Raw genomic sequence first — 17,867 nt, 5'->3', positions numbered from 1 at the left:
CCGACACAGCGCCAACGGCCACCTCAGCCCGGAAGCGTTTGAGGCACAACAAGCTGCTTAAAAGCGTGTCCGAAAGTCCTGGGCAGGATCAGTATTATTGAGCGCGGATTTCAGGCCTCTGCCTGACTGGACCATCTTCTCCTGTATTTCCGTCAGGTCACCGACGATGGACTCAGCATTCTTCCTGGCAAGCTCGATATTGTTACTGAGCCGCTCATAGTGAATCTCGAGATCCTGTAAGCGGGTTGCCACGGTGTCGTATTCGGGTACCACTACATCCTTATTGACCTTCTCGCTGAGCGAATTGTAGTAGTTTGTCGTCCCATTCTCCTGAATGGCCGTGACTGAAAAGGCGCCTTTCTTATTGTCCCCAAGCACAAAGCCAATCATTCGCCGAGCACTATCAAGCTGAAGGATGACGGTGTAATCGTCTTTCTGGCAGTAAATTACCGGGACTTTTTCAGGGATGTTGCATTGATCGAACACCAGTTCATCAGAGTAATGAACAGACGTAGCGCGGGATATCACCGGCGCCAGAAAAAGCAACGCCAGACAAAATCGAATAATCACAAGCCCCCCGGAAAAATGCCAATACCAATGAATTCTTTTTAATCATAAGAAGATTCAAAGGGTAATGAAACCGCTCGCCAGCGGGGAGCATGTGCATTCGCACGATTACGTGGCGCACCGAGGTGATGGAACCACAGGAGCCAGCTTGCTGACGATTTTCGCTTGTAAGCAAGCTTCTACAAAGCATCAGAGTGTTTGTAAGGCCGTTATGCTGGGTCACCGCCGGTTCTTTTTTCTTCTTCATTATCGGTGGCTTACGGCGGTTGGCACGCTTCCCGCTTGTCTGAATTCACTGGCTGTAAAGCCGTGATTGCAAGGAGGAAGCATGCTGCCTCTGATAGTGCCTATTGGTGCTGTGCTGCTGGGTGTTGCGCTATTGCTGTTGGGCAGTGGCCTGCTGAATACCCTGTTGGCGGTGCGCGGGAGCCTGGAGGGCTATAGCGACAGCTCACTGGGGCTGATCATGTCCGGGTATTTTCTCGGCTACTTCTCAGGGACCTTTGCCGCGCTGCCATTGATCCGGCGGGTGGGGCATATTCGTGCCTTTGCCATGTGTGCGGCGCTGGCGGCCTGCTCTGCCCTGCTCCATGTGATGTTCGTGGGACCCTGGGCGTGGATGGCGCTGCGGGTAATGAACGGCTTTGTGCTGGTGATTCTCTATACCGTGGTGGAAAGCTGGCTGAACGGGCAGACGCCAGCGGAACAGCGTGGCCGGGTGTTCGCTGTCTATATGGCGGTAAACCTGGGGGCACTGGCGGCAGCGCAGCAACTGCTGCGGCTGGAATCAGCCATGTCTTTCATGCTGTTTGCGGTGGCAGCCATGCTGATCAGTGTCAGCCTGGTGCCGGTGACCTGGACCCGCTTTGCCCAGCCCCCGGTGGAGACCGTCACCCGGCTGCGCTTCAAGGCACTCTATAAAGCCGCGCCGGTGTCAGTGGCAGGGGCATTTCTGTCGGGCCTGGCCATGGGGGCGTTCTGGGGGCTTGGTCCGGTGTATGCCAGCCGGGTGGGGCTGGACAGTGCCAGTGTGGCTACCTTTATGAGTGTGGCGATTCTTGGCGGCGCCCTCTTCCAATATCCGCTGGGCCGCTATTCAGATAGCCATGACCGGCGTAGCGTCCTGTCGGTAATCTGCCTGGCAGCCGCCGCAGCGGCAGTGCTGGTGTGGCTATCCAGTGGCTCACCGATGCTGCTGTATCTGGCCATCGGCATTTATGGCGGACTGGCCTTTTGTGCCTACCCCGTGGCCCTGGCCCACATGATCGATAGGCTGGATGCCGACAAGATTCTCTCTGGCGGCAGTAGCGCCCTGTTCCTGCATGGCGTGGGCGCCGCCGTTGGCCCGGCTCTGGCGGGCCAGATGATGGAGTTTCTGGGCGCCACGTCGCTACCGTTCTATTTCGTGATCATGCAGGTAGCGCTGGCACTATATACCCTGCTGCGGCTGCATATTGTGCGCGAGGATCTGTCCGATCATACCTCCCACTTTGTCCCCATGGTGCGCACCTCTCAGGTGGCGCTGGAGATGATGCCGGAGGAAGAGATGGAGTCGGAAAGCGAGGAAGAGCCCGCCCCCGGTGTCAGCCAGGGTAAACACCCTCCAGACTAACCTGCCCTGTGGGAGCGGTGGTTCCACCGCGAAAGGGTTTGCATTTCGATGACCGTTATCGCGGTCGGACGACCGCTCCTACAGGGGTGGCACACAATCTTTTCGCGCGAGTTTCGAGTTTCGAGTTTCGAGTTTCAAAGAGAAAAGCCCTGCACCTGTGAATGCGAAAGGTTTCTTCGCCTTTGATTTTCGAAAATCGTCACTCGTATCTTGGTTTATTACCTCGCCAAGGCTCGGATCGCCTGCAGGCAGGCTCCTACAGGGGAGCGCTGCAGGTCGCTGGTGGTCTGAGCCAGTGCCATTCGCTCATCTCAACAAAATATCCCGCAGTGTCTCCCCCGCCAGAGTTGGCACGGTTTACGCAGTATCAGGGGTAAGCGGCGGAATTGATTCCGCCATCACACTGCTGAATAACCTGAGAACAACGCAAGGGGCAACGCCATGGAAACGTCATCAATCAAAGACCTGATGTGTACCCGTTACGCCAGGATCCACGCCGACATGCCAGTGGTGGAGGCCTCCAGCAACCTGATCAAGCTGGATATGATCGGCAGCCCGGTGACCGATGAAACCGGCACACTGGTGGGCTGGATCAGCGAGCGGGAATGCCTGCAAGCCGCGCTACAAGTGGTTTACCACAACCAGCGCGTGGCTATGGTAAAGGACCTGATGCAGAGTGATGTACTGACGGTAACGCTGGAAGATGATGTGCTGAGCCTGGCCCAGCAGATGCTCAACGCCAAGCCAAAGATCTACCCGGTGGTGGATGCCGACAACAAGGTCGTCGGGGTAATCAGCCGCCGCCATATCCTCAATATGCTGGATGAGAAGCTGATCGAGTTGAGCAAGAAAGCGGGCTGAGGCCTCCTCGCCATGCCCGCTTTCGGGGCGCAAATCTGCCCCAGAAAAGAACCAGTTTGGTGCAAAACCCGGCGCCAAATCGTCGGGCGCGGTTTAACCCTCCCTACGAGGGCAGTAAAACCGGGCAGCATCACAGTCAGGTGTGCGCTTACGGGTTAGCCTGCTCGGCGTCTCGCCGACTCCCTTCAATCATGTGCCGCGCCATGGTAGCCAGCCCCTGGGACAATTCATCAAACGTCACCATGGGGTCGTCACTGCTGAGTTGATGTACCAGAGCCGCGATCCCGCCATGGGTCATGATGTAGTTCATGACAGGCAGATTGGGCAGGTTGATGTATTCGGGGTTGCGGGACAGGTACTGCAGGGAAAGCGTGGCCAGCACTTGCCGAATAGGCGCCACATGCTGTTCCGGTAAGTTCTGACTTAGCAAGGCAGCACAGTGCAGGTAGCGCTGGTTGTCGCGGCTCAGCATCTCCCGCAGGTGCTGGAGGATATGCAGAATGCCCTGGTCCGGGGTTTTCCGAATAACCTCGGGAGTGACCTCCCGGAGCATGGCCGTCACGTCTTCTGAAAAGCGGGCGTACATGGCGTCCAGAATCTCTTCCTTATTGCCAAAATATTCGTACAGCGTGCCCACACTAACCCCTGCAATATCAGCCACTTTCGTGGTTGTCAGGGTCTCTTTGCTCTGCCGGGAGATAAACATGAATCCCGCTTCGATAATGGCCTCCACGGTCTTTTTGGCGCGCTCTTGCTGGGGCTTTCTTGTCCTTTCCATAACCGAGTTGAATCCGAATAAACATTCGATTTACTGTGGTGTGAATACCGGAAGGTGTCAATAACACGGCCAACCAGGAGCCCTGATCATGGCAACTGTCGATCTCGATAAGATGCTGGAGAAAATCCGCAGCACACAGTGGGCGCTTCAGGATATCGACTGGGAGGCGCCCGGTGCCGAACTGATCACCGAGGAGCAGTGGCCACGGCTGCGCGACTTCATGGCGGATCTGGTATGGATTGAACATATCGGCGGACGCGGCTTTGCCGCCATGGCGAAGAGCGCCCCGACGGAAACCCTGCGGGAAATTTATACCTACTTTTATGCTGAAGAGCAGCGCCACGCCAATGCGGAAATGGCATTAATGAAGCGCTGGGGCATGCTCGACAAGAACGGCAATATGCCGCCACCGAACAATAATATTCGTCTGGTGGTGGACTGGATGGAACGCTATGCCGACGATCTGGATTACCGGGTTCTGGGCACGGTGACACCGGCGCTGGAAGTGGCCCTTGATGGTGCGCTGTGCAAGTTCCTGCTGGATACGGTGAAGGACCCGGTGTGCCATGAGGCCTTTGCAAAGATCAACGACGATGAGTCCCGACATCTTGGGGTGGGCTTTGCAGTGATGGAACAATATGGGCAAAACAAGCTGGGCAGCCGAATCAATATAGGTATGGCGCGGACGCTGGGCCGAATTCTGAAACCGCAGATGATTCTCGGCGCGGCGGTGCATTTTCCTTTGCTCAACAAGATGCGCGACAACGTGATACGCGCGGGTCTACCAGAAGAAAAGCTCTACCAGTCCATGGCCAAGTTCGAAAAAATTGGGGGCCGCACCGAGGAAGGCCGCAGCAATATTTTGTTCCGCATGGTCAGCACCCACATGAAAATCATGGCCGACCGTGACAAGAGGTTCTACCACGTACCCGTGGATCTACTGGTCAAAGCCACCGACCGGATTCCGCAATGGGCCCTGCCGAAAAAGCCCAGCTGGGTGGGTGAAGTGACCTGGCGGCCAACGGATTCCAGTGAAGGTTAACGGCATTGAAGCGGCGTAAATTCTGCGTTGTAAAACTGACAGAACGATGGGGTCGCCCCTCGAGAGGGGCGCCTACAGGGGCTGGAAAATTTGTGTTTCTTTACTCGGTGATTCTTGTCCATCTGATTGCCGTAAAGTCGTGAGAGCAACCAGGCCCAGGCATGTCGATATGAATAACACCGATTAAAGAGGCACCAAAAAACCGGCTCCCATTAGATGAAAGCCGGATCGTTCAGGCTGCCGGTCCTGCCGCACGACTTAAGTGTACAGGCTAACGGCTATGTATCCATTTCCTGCCATGTCTAGAACCCGAATGGATCACAGAACGGATCAATGACCGGATCACAGAAGTCGTCGCCGGGAATCAGCGGATCAGTCGGGTCCGGATCGCTATTATCGCCCACACCATCACTGTCCGCATCCTCCCACTCAGCGGGGTTATCAGGGAAGGCATCAACGCTGTCCTCGAAGCCGTCACCGTCAGAGTCGGCACCACCACCATTGGGAGTTGGATCACTATTGTCCCCAACACCATCGCCGTCACTGTCTAACGTTTCTGTGGGATCATTTGGGAACGCGTCGACGACATTGTTAACGCCATCACCATCACGATCCAGATCACTGTTATCGCCGATCCCGTCACCGTCAATATCGCTGAACTCGTTGGGGTCATCCGGGAAAGCGTCCTGATCATTCCAGACGGTATCGCCATCACGGTCCTCATCACTGTTGTCGCCCACGCCGTCACCGTCCAGATCACCGGATTCGCTGCTGTCATCCGCGAACGCATCATCATCGTTGATGACGCCATCGCCATCGCGGTCAGTATCCGCATTGTCACCAACACCATCACCATCAAGGTCCGAGGTTTCAGTGGGATCATTCGGAAACGCATCGTTGTCGTTGTCTACGCCATCGCCGTCACGGTCGCTATCCGCGTTGTCACCGGTGCCGTCGCCATCGATGTCACCACTTTCACTGGCATCGTCAGGAAATGCATCTTCGCCGTCGTCAACGCCGTCACCATCCGAATCCACCCCGGTCTTGACGGTGTAACTGCAGTCAGTGGCCACATCCAGGTCGCGAGCTGGGCTAGCGAGCGCAGATACATCGACAGCGGCCTTGAGCTGTTCCGCTGCGGCAGTATTCAGGTAAAAGCGCGGGGCATTGGGGGCATTGGTACCGAAAACGCCCACGCCATATGCGTTCTCAGCAACCGTCCCGAGTGAGGCCTTCGGTTGGTAGACCTTGAGCCATGAATCCCGGCTCACGGCTATACCCAGGTTCTCTCGGGTCTGATCAATGTAAAGCGTCTCTTCCGCCAGGATATCCAGATTACTGATTACCACCACCCGTGCCGCACCAATTAACAAATTGATGGCTTCAATCCGATAGCTGACCGTTCCCAGACTGGTGCTTGTCGATGCCTTGAAGAACTCTGCAGAGCCATCCGCAAGGGTGACGTATACATCCGGACCCACATATACAGAAAACGCGCCCACAGAGCCTGTAAACGTGCTGATGATCGCCGCAATATCATGCTCTTCGTAAAAATCGGGCTCTGTGTCACCAAAGGTCGGGATCACCGTCGCGGGAATCACGCCGTAGAATGCATAGGCCGGGTTATTGACCTGATATTTGGTTGGCTCGGAAACAATGTGTCCTATCGCACCGGCCTCAAAGACCGAGCACTGGTTCAAGACATGTCGCCATTTGCGGTTTGCGGAAGCTGAAAACGTATCCATCAGCTGGCCTATACTGCGACCCTGCAAGCTGAGCTTTTGCGCGGCCAGAGCAAACTCCGCATGTACCTCATCAATGACAAAGCCATATTCGATCAGCTTGACCGCCCCATCGACCACCTGGAGGCGTGCGTAGTCCTGGCTGCTGTAGGTATCCCAGTCGCTGATCGGGACTCCCTTTCTCAGTCTGTGCTGTCCGTGGGTCGTCGAACATCCCCCAAAACCGCAACGCAGACTTCCTACATCAAGCCGGTCTGCAGTAATAGCCGTGTCATTGAGATTAAACGTAGCGGCAGAGGCCTTGAATGCATCGATGACGGTGGTCTTTTCAGACGGCACTTCGCTGGCATTGATCAGGGCGTTACCCCCCTCCCCTCCGACAATGCTGTTTTTCTCTGCCAACTTGCCGGTATCCACCCCGTCAAAGTCACCGTCATTTTTACCTATGGCCTCATCCAGCTGGTTAACCACCTGATTACTTTTCACCGACAGGGTATTACCCGCCGCCTTCTTGCCGTTGCTGTCGCCGGCCTTTTCCTGGGCATCGGCAAGCATTGAAGCCAGCACTCGTGCTGTCAACTGTTTACGCTGTGCAAGAACCCGAGTGGTGTCATCCGTGCTGTCTGCGTCCTTGACATAGTCTTTGGTGATGCAGTCTTTCTTCTCTGCATCGGTCGTGGCCAGCGGACACAACTGCTCGGCAAAGCCGGAGTCATTGACGACCTCCAGTACGGTCTTGTCCGGCGCAGCTTCTTTTTCGACTGCCAGCACCGTGCTGATCGGCGTCACCGGGATCTTTTCTTCGCTATCTTTCAGGCCCGCGGGGGATCGCAGGGTGTAGCCTTTGGAGATGGGGGTGCCAGGGTTGTCGAGATCCACGGTGACGCCGGCAATGGCCTCAACGATGACTTCATACTCCTCGAACAAAGAGGCACTCGCGTATAGGGAGAACTGACCGTTTTCATCAGTAGTGGCGACAATCCGCTCATCGGTACAAGACAAATCCTTGTTGGTATCAAGGCAGACTTTTGCCCCCACCAGATAGCCGTCGGCGGCGTAGCCACCTTGCTCGGCAAGGTTATCCTGTTCTGCACTTGGCTCGCGGTTATCATCGCCACCACATCCAGCCAACAGCAGCAACAGCCCTGAGAGCATCCATTTATTGTTCATTTTGGTCTCCCGACCCTATTACACAGACGGACTTTTACCCCTGCCTGTAACCCCGCGAAGACATTCGCGCCCAAATAAGAAGATAGAACCAGATAACACTACCCCTAAAGTGTGAACTGGTTCAACTTTTTTCATAGTAACGCAGGAGAGATCAGTAGCTCAATCAACAGCAACTCCGTGGGCGTGAAAGCAAACCTGAAAGCCCCCTCTGGCGTCAGCCCGTCCCGGAAACGCAGTTATACCGCAATTCACCGTCGGCTCAGGAGGCAAGGGTTCTGTTGATAGTGATTCCAGCACCCAAGGCATGGCCACCGAATCCTGCCTGAGCGCCACGAGTGGGGACGATAGAGAAAAAAAGACAGATTCCATTGAGGATCAGGCGCACTGAGGCACAGAAAGATCTGCCTTTCGGCACTCATCTTCCTTAGCCGAAACGGCCTGGTTCGCCCCTCGAGAGGGGCTCCTACAGGGGGGTCGGGTTAGAGTTTTTTCACCCGACGGTTCTTGCCCTTGATCTTGCCGTTCATCAAACGCTGTAGCGCCAGCTCGGCACTGTCCCGCTCGATGGCCACATAGGCCTGATAATCCGTCACCGTGATCTTGCCCACCTGGTTGCCGGGGATGCCGGCATCGCCAGTCAGGGCACCAAGGATGTCACCGGGGCGGAGTTTGTCCTTGCGACCCGCAGCGATACACAGGGTCACCGTGGGCGGCAGCATGGGCTCACCGTCGCGGGGTTTGAGGCTGGAGACCGGGTGCCAATTGAGGCGTTCGCCCTGAAGGTCCTCGATGGCCATGGCGCGGCGGCTTTCCTTTGGCGCGACCAGGTTGATGGCCATGCCCTTCTCCCCCGCCCGACCGGTACGGCCGACCCGATGAATGTGGGTTTGCGGATCGTGGGACAGTTCCGCGTTGATCACCATGTCCAGATTGTCGATATCCAGGCCTCGGGCGGCCACATCCGTGGCGACCAGCACTGACAGACTCTTGTTGGCAAACAAGGTCAGCACTTCATCGCGTTCGCGTTGTTCAAGATCACTGTTTAATGCTCGGGCCGAGAGGCCCTGTCTGCAGAGCTGGTTCACTACATCCTGACACTGCTGCTTGGTCACGCAGAACACCACACAGCTGGTGGGCCGAAAACAGGCGATGGCATCCGCCACCGCTTCGTAGCGCTGCAGGGGCTCCACTTCGTAGAAGCGCTGTTCAATTTTGGCGTTGTCATGCAGCGCCACCACTTCCACATGCTCGGGATCACGCATGAAGGTTTCTGCCAGCTGCTTGATCCCGGCGGGATAGGTGGCGGAGAACAGCATGGTCTGGCGGCGCGCCGGGGTCTGGCGAATCACCTCGGCAATGTCATCGAAGAAACCCATGTCGAGCATACGATCCGCTTCATCCAGCACCAGGGTATTGAGACCATCGAGACTCAAGGTGCCTTTGCTCAGATGCTTGAGAATCCGACCCGGTGTGCCCACGACCACTTGGGCACCATGCTCCAGAGAGCCGATCTGCGGCCCGATGGGCTGACCACCACACAGGGTGAGCACCTTGATATTGCCTACCCCCCGCGCCAGCCGCCGGATTTCTGCCGCCACCTGGTCCGCCAGCTCCCGGGTGGGACACAACACCAGGGCCTGACAACCGTAGTAGCGCAGGTTCAGCGGGTGCAGCAGGCCAAGGCCGAAGGCCGCGGTCTTGCCACTGCCAGTGCTGGCCTGGGCGATCACATCCTTGCCCTGAAGCAACAACGGCAGACTGTCCGCCTGCACCGGGGTCATGGTGGCGTAGCCAAGGGTATCCAGGTTGGCGAGCATGTCGCTGCCCAGCGGCAGAGAAGAAAACAGGGAATCAGTCACGGAAACGTCCGGGTAGAGAGAAAACAAGGCGAGCAGTGTAGCAACACTGCGCCAAAGGGCGATGGTTTTTACCCGATACCGACGGGCTGATAGCAAAACCGCCCCACAGGGGCGGTTTCAGTTCAGGGTACGGCGCTCAGGACATCACACGTCCGCAGCAGCCGCTTTTTTTCGGGTTCGCGGTTTGGGCTTGGCTTTCTTGTTCGCCGCTTCGACGTTGACCGGCACGCCATTGATCTGCGCCATGGCCGTCACGGCTTCCACCCGGTTGTTGCTGATCACATCATTGAAACTAACACCACCGGCACGGCGGGCCACCTCCAGCTGCACTCCCTGGCGATCATGCCCCCAGCCATGGGGCACGCTGATCACGCCGGGCATGATGTCATCGCTGACCCAGGCCGGCAGTGTGATGCTGCCCGCTTCGCCTTTGAGGATGACGTCATCACCTTCAGCAATACCCAGCCGCTCTGCATCTTGCGGATGCAGCATGGCATTACAGCGCCCTTTTCCTTTCACCAGCCGTTGGCTGTTGTGCATCCAGGAATTGTTGCTGCGGATATGGCGGCGGCCGATCATGAGCATTTCGTCAGGCTTGGCCGGTTTGGGGACCGGCAGCCCCTGCAGGGCACGGAAATACAATGCTGGCACCAGGTTGATGCGCTGGTCACGGGTAAACAGCCGCTCCGGCAGGGCCGGCTGAAGCGGTCCAAGGTCAATGCCGTGGGGATTGTCCTTGAGGCTTTGCAGGCTGAGCCCCTTGTGCTTGCCGCGCAGAAGTTGCCAGGCCAGTTTCGGAAGGTTATGCAGCCCCTCCCGCTTGAGCGATTCCATCACCTTGCCGCCGGAACCGTAGGGCCCAAGCCGCAGGCCCAGATCGATAATGCCGGTATCCTTGAGTTTGTGCATGAAACGATCGGTAGCCGCTATCTGCATGCGATCACGAACCGTTTTCGCTTTCAGGCGATTGAGACGGGATGTCAGGCCCTGAAGGATTTCCCAGTCATGCATGGACCCTTCCGGTTTTTCGAAAGGCGCTTCGGTATATTTCACCACGTTACGGACGGCCATCGCCTGGAAGATCGGATCAAACTGACCATGCTCCAGCTGCCCGGTGGGCGGCAGGATAATGTTGGCATGGCGAGTGGTTTCATTGATGTACAAATCAATACTGACCATGAAATCCAGCCCTTCCAGGGCCGAGTCCAGCTTGTTGCCATCCGGGCAGGACAGCACCGGATTGCCCGCGTGTGAGATAAACGCCTTTACCTGCCCCTGCCCGGGGGTAAGCATTTCATCTGCCAGGGTCGTCACCGGGAACTCCCCGGAAAATTCCGGATACCCATGGACCCGGCTGCGGTAACGGTCAAAGCTGCCTGCTTCCCCTCCCAGGGCGCCAAGAGCTATCACATCAAAAGCGGGCTTGGTGAACATGACACCGCCTTCGCGATCCAGATTGCCGGTGATGATATTAAGCACGTACACCAGCCAGGCGCTCAGCGTGCTGTGCGGGCTGGTGGTCATGCCCACCCGGCCATAAATCGCGGCCCGCGGCGCAGACGCGATATCCCGTGCCAGCTTGCGAATCGCCTCCGGGCTGATGCCCACTGCTTCGCTCACTTTTTCCGGGGTCCAGTTTTCCGTGAGTTTCTGCAGGTCGCTCTTGCCATCCAGCAAGGCATCCAGCTTGCCCGGCGCCACCAGCAGCTCTTTGTAGAGCACCTGGATGATTGCCAGTAGCAGATACACATCGGCACCCGGGCGGATGAAATGGTGCTCACTGGCAACCGCAGCAGTTTCGGTGCGGCGTGGGTCGATCACCACCAGTTTGCCGCCACGCTTGGTCAAGTCCTTCAGGCGATTCTTTACGTCCGGCACGGACATGATCGACCCATTGGAGGCCAGCGGATTTCCGCCTATCACCATAAAGTAGTCGGTGTGATCGATATCCGGGATGGGGAACATGATTTGATTCCCGAACAGCTGCCAGGCCGCCAGTTGATGAGGCAGCTGATCCACGGAGGTGGCGCTGTAACGCTGACGGGTATGCAGTGCCTTGGTCAACGGTAGCAGCGAGAACAACGCGCCATGGTTGTGTGCGGTGGGATTACCCAGATACAGGGCCACCGCATTCCTGCCATGGCGCTCCTGCACTTCATGGAGCCGCTGTGCGGTTTCATCCAGGGCTTGTTCCCAGCTGATCGGCACCCAGCCATCCACAGTGCGTTTTACGGGATGGCGCAACCGGTCGGGATCGTTGTGAAGGTCCTGCAGCGCCACCGCTTTGGGGCATACATGACCACGGCTGAATTGGTCCTCTTTGTCGCCGCGAATCGCCAGAATTTCATCGCCGCGGTGCTCAATCTCGATGCCACACATGGCCTCACACAGATTACACGTGTGGTAGTGGGTGGTTTTCATCCTTGACCTCGTTTCAGCTATGGGGGCATCTATCTGGCAATGCAGAGAACAGGACAGCATCCCGCCGGGCCCTTGATCAATCAAACTACCTTGATACCAGAGCTGCAAGGAGGATGCCATGATGGTGGACAAGGGATCAGCTGAAGCGGAAGAAAAAGCAATAATGACCGGGGTATTGCTGAGCGCGATTTCCTGACAGCACTGCGAAGGCGCCATGAAGAACCCTGCCCTCCCATCAAAAGCACCCTGCGCGGATACTCATTTCAGAGTCCCTTCTTAACCGCCCTGTGGGTAAAACCTTACAGCGGAAAGGCGGACGCGTTCGTCACCTCCCGATCAAATGCAATTCCACGCTTATCCAGGCGGTTGGCTTGCTTTATGCACAGCCTATTATGAGTGTCACCCTTGGTAACGCTGCTGCGCCCCAATTTTGTTCACAGATTTCTGTCAATGGGCTTTTTATGATTTCAAAATGTGACCAACAGGTGAAATACGCATAATTTTAAACGTAAACGCATGATTTATAATATATTTATTAACTGGTTAAATTTTAACCTGTCCGTCATTGAGCCGGAATTTACTGCGATTTCTGGTACTTCACACACAGCTATACACAGAGATATCCACAGATCCTGTGGAAAAGAATCACACTCCCCTTGGTGCTATAACTCAATGACAGGTTTATTAGCACCAGATGCAATAGTTGCTTGACAGTTTTGCACAATGGCAGTTTCCCCTCAGACAACCCTTTGTCATCCAGCCGTCACAACATTTTTAGCAGATATCAACCCCTAACTCATTGAAATGGTGAGAAAATACCCACCGAACAAAAAAAGATCAAGATGCGAAAGGCACCGTGTTTACTGGCTTGCAGACGGTTGTCGCCAGCTTATCAACATTTTTATCCACAGCTTTTGTGCACCGTTTATGGTGACTTATTGATCAACCCTTTTTGGCCATGTCTGCGCTCTGTAAAATCACTGGCGAAAAACCACACAAACCGCTGAATCCTGCATAGGGAAAGGGATTCAGCACTTTATCCGGCATTGCTTAACAGTGTTATCCACAGTGTTCGTGGATAGTTTGAGGAGTGTGGATATCCGTTTTTCCCGTTTATAGCCGTTTGGGCAGGAGAAAAAAGGGGCTGACCAGAGTGGCTTTCCGTGGCCATGCCTGCCCGAACGGAGGGCGCCTTGTCAGCCTGGCATGGCAGCGGTCACGATGACCGAGAGCGAAACAGGCGATCAGCCCTGGGACAGATGATTCTCCACCCATAATCTGAAGCCCTCTGCGTCCGGCAAAAGGCCACTGCCATAGTTGAGATGGGTAGACCCCGCCCATTCCGAGAAAACCCCACACGGGTTTCCCTCCTCCCCCTCTCCCAATTCAAGGGTGAAATACCGGAACGGCAACGACGATGCGTCGAGACCTGCCATGGCATCAATCTCAACCACCAGGACCATGATGGCCTCGGCAATGCGGCGCGCTTCAGGCAACACAATTAGCACTGCCCGGGCTCCCCGCACCTGACAAGGAGCAATTTGCAGCGTTGCCATATCCATGTTTTCCGGCTCACCGGCGAGATTACTGCACACTTGCTCCCACAAGTGTGAGATCAAACTGCCGGCATCCGGTGACGCCAGCAACGAAAAGAACTGCTGAGGATCACTTTCGCAGGCTTCTCGTAACGCGATATGGGCGAGGACGTAATGGTGCTCGCGCACGTCCTGATGCATTTCTTCACGGCGCAAACCGCTGTCGGATTTTTTCTTTCGCTTCCAGAACATGATTTTCCCAACCTGTGGAGAAATCAGAAGCGTAGCGGGATTTGCGGGACGGGGATTCCCCCAAACAGGGTAAGTGGGGCCTGTGTCGTGGCTGAATGGTCGCCCTCACCGGGAGGGCGACTCACCGCAAGAGTTTCCGGCAAGGGAAGCGCCGGCAACGGATGGTCAGAATCGCGGAGAGCAAGCACCCACAGCGCCACGAAACACAACCTCAATCTTCCCCGTCGGCTAGCGGCTTTCTGCTTGCCAACGGGAACGATTCAGCTGCATCCAGATCGCCAGCCCCAGCCCCCAGGCGGCATTCACGATCAGACCGCCCACCACCTTGGTGGCATTAACCTCTATCCCCTTCATGGGAAACACCACCAGCATGGCCACCAGGGTCGGGCCGATGGCGCCGAGGAGTATGGCGCTGAGCCAATAGGAGGGGCCCTGCCAGCGGCGAATCAGCCACCAGACCGGCAAGCCCCAAAGTCCGCCCCAGAACGCCAGGGAGATAACCTGCGGCACCGCCAGGGGAGGCACTGGATTCATGTTCCAGGGCATGGCCGGAATTGCGCCGCCCAACCAGAACAGGGCCAGAACGCCTTGATGAAAAATCAACGTGGCAAGAAAGCCACCGGTAAAGGCCTGCAACCATTGTTGTTTCGTATTCACCCGGGATTCCTTTTAACAATGTGGAATGGATTCCGGGCATCAGTCTACCTGTTGCGAGAGCGGAGTGCGTGAAGCATGTGATGGTAGCCGCAGGGCCACAAACTGGCGGATTCGGGTAGCCGTCGGCTCAACCCGGGAAACTCCCACTGCCAGAACCCTGACTCCTGCACCCTCGGCGTTATCGGGAACACGGATATCATGACAGGCCCACAATTCAGCACGCTCTCCCCCCTGGCGCCTGATCTCCACTAACTCACGGCGGTTGCAGACTCTGACCCGACGAACATTGCCGTAGCGAATCAGCGACAAGAGCCGCTCGAGGTCTTCCTGGCGGGTGGCTGGCCCGGCAAGAACCTCGTCCAGGCAGGCGGCTTTCTGCGGGGCCTCCATCCGCGAACAGCTTCCCGCTTCCGCCAACCTGAACGCGCTGGCATAGAGCAACTGTTCGTTCTGGTTGTCATCAAGACATGCCACGGCAACGGTCGGAAGCAACCACATGAGGCCTACCCATTGTCTGAGAGACATTGACCTTTCACCCGGTATCCAATGAAGGAAAAGATACTGGGCCTTTGGGGTTGCCGCCGCCTCCCCCTAATGGGGGGATTTCTGAAAAAAACATTCCGTTCAGTTTGACCCCACCAGAAAGTGGACAAGTGTACACAAGCCGTTTTACTCTAATTGCATGTCGGCCTGGATGACCAGCAACGCACTCACTATGGCGAAGAATGCCGTCAGCAATTATTACGATCAGATTGGTTTACGTACTGATTGCGTACACCCATTGGCACAACGCGCTTTGCCGGGGAGATACTTCAACGTGTATGCCGGCAGCGAACATTCCCTGTCGAGTAGGGATTCACCGGATTCACTGAACAAGACACAAGCACGCTACAACAACCTCAAATAACGACAATGAAAGAGGAAGCGATATGCATCAACCCGCCCCAACGGAGCACGGCAGTTCTCCGTCCATCTGGTCTCGCCTGAGCGCCATCACTGACTATTTTGCCTGGCCGCTGCGCACCTCCCATTATCTGGAGCTGGTGAATCCGCTGTGGACGACCCACAAGATGCAGGCCCGAGTGGTGAAGGTGTGGGATGAAACCAAGGATGCCCGTACCCTCACCCTGCGCCCCGGCCTTAACTGGCGCGGACACCGGGCCGGGCAGCATGTGCGCGTGGGCATTCCTGCCAACGGCAAGCACTACACCCGTACCTATACCATTTCCTCTCCGCCGGAGCGGGATGACGACTGCTTTACCATCACGGTAAAAGCCATCGACAAGGGCACTATCTCCCACCACATTGTCCGCAACATCAAGGTGGGTGATTACCTGCCCATCGGGCTGCCCCAAGGCGATTTTTATCTCCCGGATGCCAATCCGATCCAGCCGCTGTTCATCACCGCCGGTAGCGGGATTACCCCGGCCTTCAGCATGATCAACAGCCTGATCGCCCAGGGCCGCCTGCCTGATACCTGCCATCTGCATTACGCGCCCCACGAACTGGATGTGGTGCTGGGCAAGCAACTCAAGGAGATGGCCGCCAGACACTCGCGCTATCACCTGAACCTGCTCTACACCCAGGAGGGTAAAGACCAGCACTTCACCGCTGCGCAACTGGACGCACTTTGTCCCGACTGGAAGGAGCGTGACGTGTATGCCTGCGGGCCGCCGTCCCTGCTGGAAGCCATTGAAGCCTGCTTCGAACAGGCTGGCTGTAGCCGCAACCTGCATATCGAGCGCTTCCGCGCCCCGTTCACGGAAATTCCCAAAGACGCGGTGGGCGGCAAGGTACGCTTTGCCCAAAGTGCCGTGGACACCGAAGGCGACAGCGAAACACCGCTGCTGAAAGTGGCCGAAGACGCTGGCATGAACCCACCCCACGGCTGCCGCATGGGCATCTGCCATACCTGCAACACCACGCTGGTATCCGGTTGTGTGCGCGATTTGCGTACCGGGGAAGTATTGAACGAAGCCGGCAGCATTGTGCAAACCTGTGTTTGTGCTGCCGCGGGCGACTGCGAACTGGATTTGTAAGGGGACCGAGATGAAGACACACAAGTTGCCGGTCGACCTGACCGACGAGCAGATTGAAGCGTTCGGCCGCGAGCTGGACGCCATCCGTGACGAGATTTTTGATTCCCGCGGCGAAAAGGATCGCGCCTATATCCTCAAGGTGATCAAGACCCAGCGCAGCCTGGCCCTGTGCGCACGGGTGGTCATCTATGCCTCCCTGTTTTTCCTCCCCGCCTGGGGGCATGCATTGGCCATCTGGCCGGTGATGCTGACCCTGCTTGGGCTGGGCACCTTCATGCTCGGGATTGCCAAGATTCTGGAAAACATGGAGATCGCCCATAACGTGCTGCACGCCCAGTGGGACTGGATGAAAGATCCGGAGATTCAGTCCAACACCTGGGAATGGGACACCATGAGTCCTTCGGACCGCTGGATGCATTCCCATAACGTGGTGCATCACACCTGGACCAATGTGCTGGAGAAGGATCTGGATGTGGGCTACGGCATCATGCGCGTGACCCCCTTGCAGAAATGGAAACCGGCTTACTTGCTGCAACCGATCTACTTCATTTTGTTGATGCTGTTGTTCGAAGAAGGCGTGGCTCTGCATGAGCAGGCCATCGATGACCACCTGAAAGGCAAGAACAAGTTCGCCGACTTCAAGCCACTGATGAAACGAATCGGCTACAAGATCTGGCGGCAGGTGGCGAAGGACTATATCGCCTGGCCACTGGCCGCGGCGCTGGTGGCGATTCCCATTTCCTTGTTTGTGGATTTCTCGCCGCTGGCGGTGTTCGGCATTGTGGCCGGCGCCAATGCGGTGGCAAACCTGATCCGCAACATCTGGGCGTTCATGATCATCTTCTGTGGCCACTTCCCCGCCGGGGCGCACAACTTCACGGTGGAACAAGTGGAAGGGGAAACCCGGGCGCGCTGGTATCTGCGTCAGCTGCTGGGGTCCTGCAATATCGAAGGCGGCAAGCTGTTCCATGTGCTGTCCGGCAATCTGTCACACCAGATCGAGCATCACCTGTTTCCGGATATGTGCAGCAACCGTTACAAGGAAGCCTCACCACGGGTGCGTGCTCTGGCCGATCGCTACGGCCTGCCCTACAACAGCGCCTCCCTGTTCCGCCAGTTCGGCACTACCTGGCTGAAGAACATCCGGCTCGCCTTCCCCGGTGGCGGCGAGCCCTGGCGTGGCACCCCCGACCAGGCCACCTCCAGCTGATCCATCCACGCGGCCTCCGGGCCGCAAAAGCAAAAGCAAAAGCAAAAACAGCTTCGAGCTATGAGCTGTGAGCCATGAGGAAGATCAAAAAACCGACCAGGAGTGGAAGCCAGGATTGGCTC

The 17,867-nt window shown here is 56.7% G+C and carries 13 protein-coding genes; 5 read left to right on the top strand and 8 right to left on the bottom strand.

The genetic code is table 11. The features are described from left to right. Positions 1–57: 57 nt before the first annotated feature. On the bottom strand, positions 58–570 hold the full coding sequence (locus GQF00_RS14615; RefSeq protein WP_161319868.1) for a hypothetical protein: 513 nt from the start codon (positions 568–570) through the stop codon (positions 58–60). 325 nt (positions 571–895) lie between these two features. Here GQF00_RS14615 and GQF00_RS14605 point away from each other — a divergent pair, with 325 nt between their 5' ends. Further along, on the top strand, positions 896–2,179 hold the full coding sequence (locus tag GQF00_RS14605; protein WP_161319866.1) for an MFS transporter: 1,284 nt from the start codon (positions 896–898) through the stop codon (positions 2,177–2,179). A 441-nt stretch (positions 2,180–2,620) separates the two neighbouring features. Further along, entirely contained in the window at positions 2,621–3,040 is a 420-nt protein-coding gene (locus GQF00_RS14600; RefSeq protein ID WP_161319865.1) for a CBS domain-containing protein, read from the top strand. A 148-nt stretch (positions 3,041–3,188) separates the two neighbouring features. On the opposite strand, the gene GQF00_RS14595 is transcribed toward GQF00_RS14600, so the two are convergent. Next, entirely contained in the window at positions 3,189–3,818 is a 630-nt protein-coding gene (locus GQF00_RS14595; protein ID WP_161319864.1) for a TetR/AcrR family transcriptional regulator, read from the bottom strand. Between the two features lie 88 nt (positions 3,819–3,906). Here GQF00_RS14595 and GQF00_RS14590 point away from each other — a divergent pair, with 88 nt between their 5' ends. After that, positions 3,907–4,860, top strand: coding sequence for a ferritin-like domain-containing protein (locus tag GQF00_RS14590; RefSeq protein ID WP_161319863.1), 954 nt, complete (start codon positions 3,907–3,909; stop codon positions 4,858–4,860). A 302-nt stretch (positions 4,861–5,162) separates the two neighbouring features. Here GQF00_RS14590 and GQF00_RS14585 read toward each other — a convergent pair whose 3' ends face one another. From GQF00_RS14585 to GQF00_RS14560, 6 genes are all read right to left on the bottom strand, one after another. Next, the gene (locus tag GQF00_RS14585) at positions 5,163–7,772 is read right to left on the bottom strand and encodes a hypothetical protein (RefSeq protein ID WP_161319862.1); all 2,610 of its coding nucleotides are present in this window, start codon (positions 7,770–7,772) and stop codon (positions 5,163–5,165) included. Between the two features lie 479 nt (positions 7,773–8,251). Continuing rightward, positions 8,252–9,631, bottom strand: coding sequence for an ATP-dependent RNA helicase DbpA (gene dbpA, locus GQF00_RS14580; protein ID WP_161319861.1), 1,380 nt, complete (start codon positions 9,629–9,631; stop codon positions 8,252–8,254). 144 nt (positions 9,632–9,775) lie between these two features. Next, positions 9,776–12,052, bottom strand: coding sequence for a molybdopterin-dependent oxidoreductase (locus GQF00_RS14575; RefSeq protein ID WP_161319860.1), 2,277 nt, complete (start codon positions 12,050–12,052; stop codon positions 9,776–9,778). Between the two features lie 1,244 nt (positions 12,053–13,296). Then, complete coding sequence (locus tag GQF00_RS14570) at positions 13,297–13,839, bottom strand: hypothetical protein (RefSeq protein WP_161319859.1); 543 nt, start codon at positions 13,837–13,839, stop codon at positions 13,297–13,299. Positions 13,840–14,067: 228 nt separating this feature from the next. Beyond that, positions 14,068–14,496: a hypothetical protein gene (locus GQF00_RS14565; protein WP_161319858.1), complete on the bottom strand. Its 429-nt coding sequence runs from the start codon at positions 14,494–14,496 to the stop codon at positions 14,068–14,070. A gap of 39 nt (positions 14,497–14,535) precedes the next feature. Further along, complete coding sequence (locus GQF00_RS14560; RefSeq protein ID WP_237440531.1) at positions 14,536–15,021, bottom strand: hypothetical protein; 486 nt, start codon at positions 15,019–15,021, stop codon at positions 14,536–14,538. Between the two features lie 404 nt (positions 15,022–15,425). Between GQF00_RS14560 and GQF00_RS14555 the strand changes: the two genes are divergently transcribed. Both GQF00_RS14555 and GQF00_RS14550 read left to right on the top strand, forming a co-directional pair. Continuing rightward, a complete protein-coding gene (locus GQF00_RS14555) occupies positions 15,426–16,535 on the top strand; it encodes a ferredoxin reductase (RefSeq protein ID WP_161319856.1) in 1,110 nt (369 codons plus the stop codon). 10 nt (positions 16,536–16,545) lie between these two features. Further along, positions 16,546–17,745 carry an acyl-CoA desaturase gene (locus GQF00_RS14550; protein WP_161319855.1) on the top strand — a complete coding sequence of 400 codons (1,200 nt, stop codon included), beginning with the start codon at positions 16,546–16,548 and terminating at the stop codon, positions 17,743–17,745. Positions 17,746–17,867: the final 122 nt, after the last annotated feature.

The sequence above is a fragment of the Alcanivorax sp. DP30 genome (assembly GCF_009882945.1).
Classification (GTDB): domain Bacteria; phylum Pseudomonadota; class Gammaproteobacteria; order Pseudomonadales; family Alcanivoracaceae; genus Alcanivorax.
This window is presented reverse-complemented; position numbering and strand designations above follow the sequence as displayed.

Excerpts from the sequence above, each read along its gene's own strand:
- GQF00_RS14605 (WP_161319866.1), top strand. The coding sequence starts at position 896 with ATGCTGCCTCTGATAGTGCCTATTGGTGCTGTGCTGCTGGGTGTTGCG.
- GQF00_RS14600 (WP_161319865.1), top strand. The coding sequence starts at position 2,621 with ATGGAAACGTCATCAATCAAAGACCTGATGTGTACCCGTTACGCCAGG.
- GQF00_RS14595 (WP_161319864.1), bottom strand. The coding sequence starts at position 3,818 with ATGGAAAGGACAAGAAAGCCCCAGCAAGAGCGCGCCAAAAAGACCGTG.
- GQF00_RS14590 (WP_161319863.1), top strand. The coding sequence starts at position 3,907 with ATGGCAACTGTCGATCTCGATAAGATGCTGGAGAAAATCCGCAGCACA.
- GQF00_RS14585 (WP_161319862.1), bottom strand. The coding sequence starts at position 7,772 with ATGAACAATAAATGGATGCTCTCAGGGCTGTTGCTGCTGTTGGCTGGA.
- GQF00_RS14575 (WP_161319860.1), bottom strand. The coding sequence starts at position 12,052 with ATGAAAACCACCCACTACCACACGTGTAATCTGTGTGAGGCCATGTGT.
- GQF00_RS14570 (WP_161319859.1), bottom strand. The coding sequence starts at position 13,839 with ATGTTCTGGAAGCGAAAGAAAAAATCCGACAGCGGTTTGCGCCGTGAA.
- GQF00_RS14560 (WP_237440531.1), bottom strand. The coding sequence starts at position 15,021 with ATGTCTCTCAGACAATGGGTAGGCCTCATGTGGTTGCTTCCGACCGTT.
- GQF00_RS14555 (WP_161319856.1), top strand. The coding sequence starts at position 15,426 with ATGCATCAACCCGCCCCAACGGAGCACGGCAGTTCTCCGTCCATCTGG.
- GQF00_RS14550 (WP_161319855.1), top strand. The coding sequence starts at position 16,546 with ATGAAGACACACAAGTTGCCGGTCGACCTGACCGACGAGCAGATTGAA.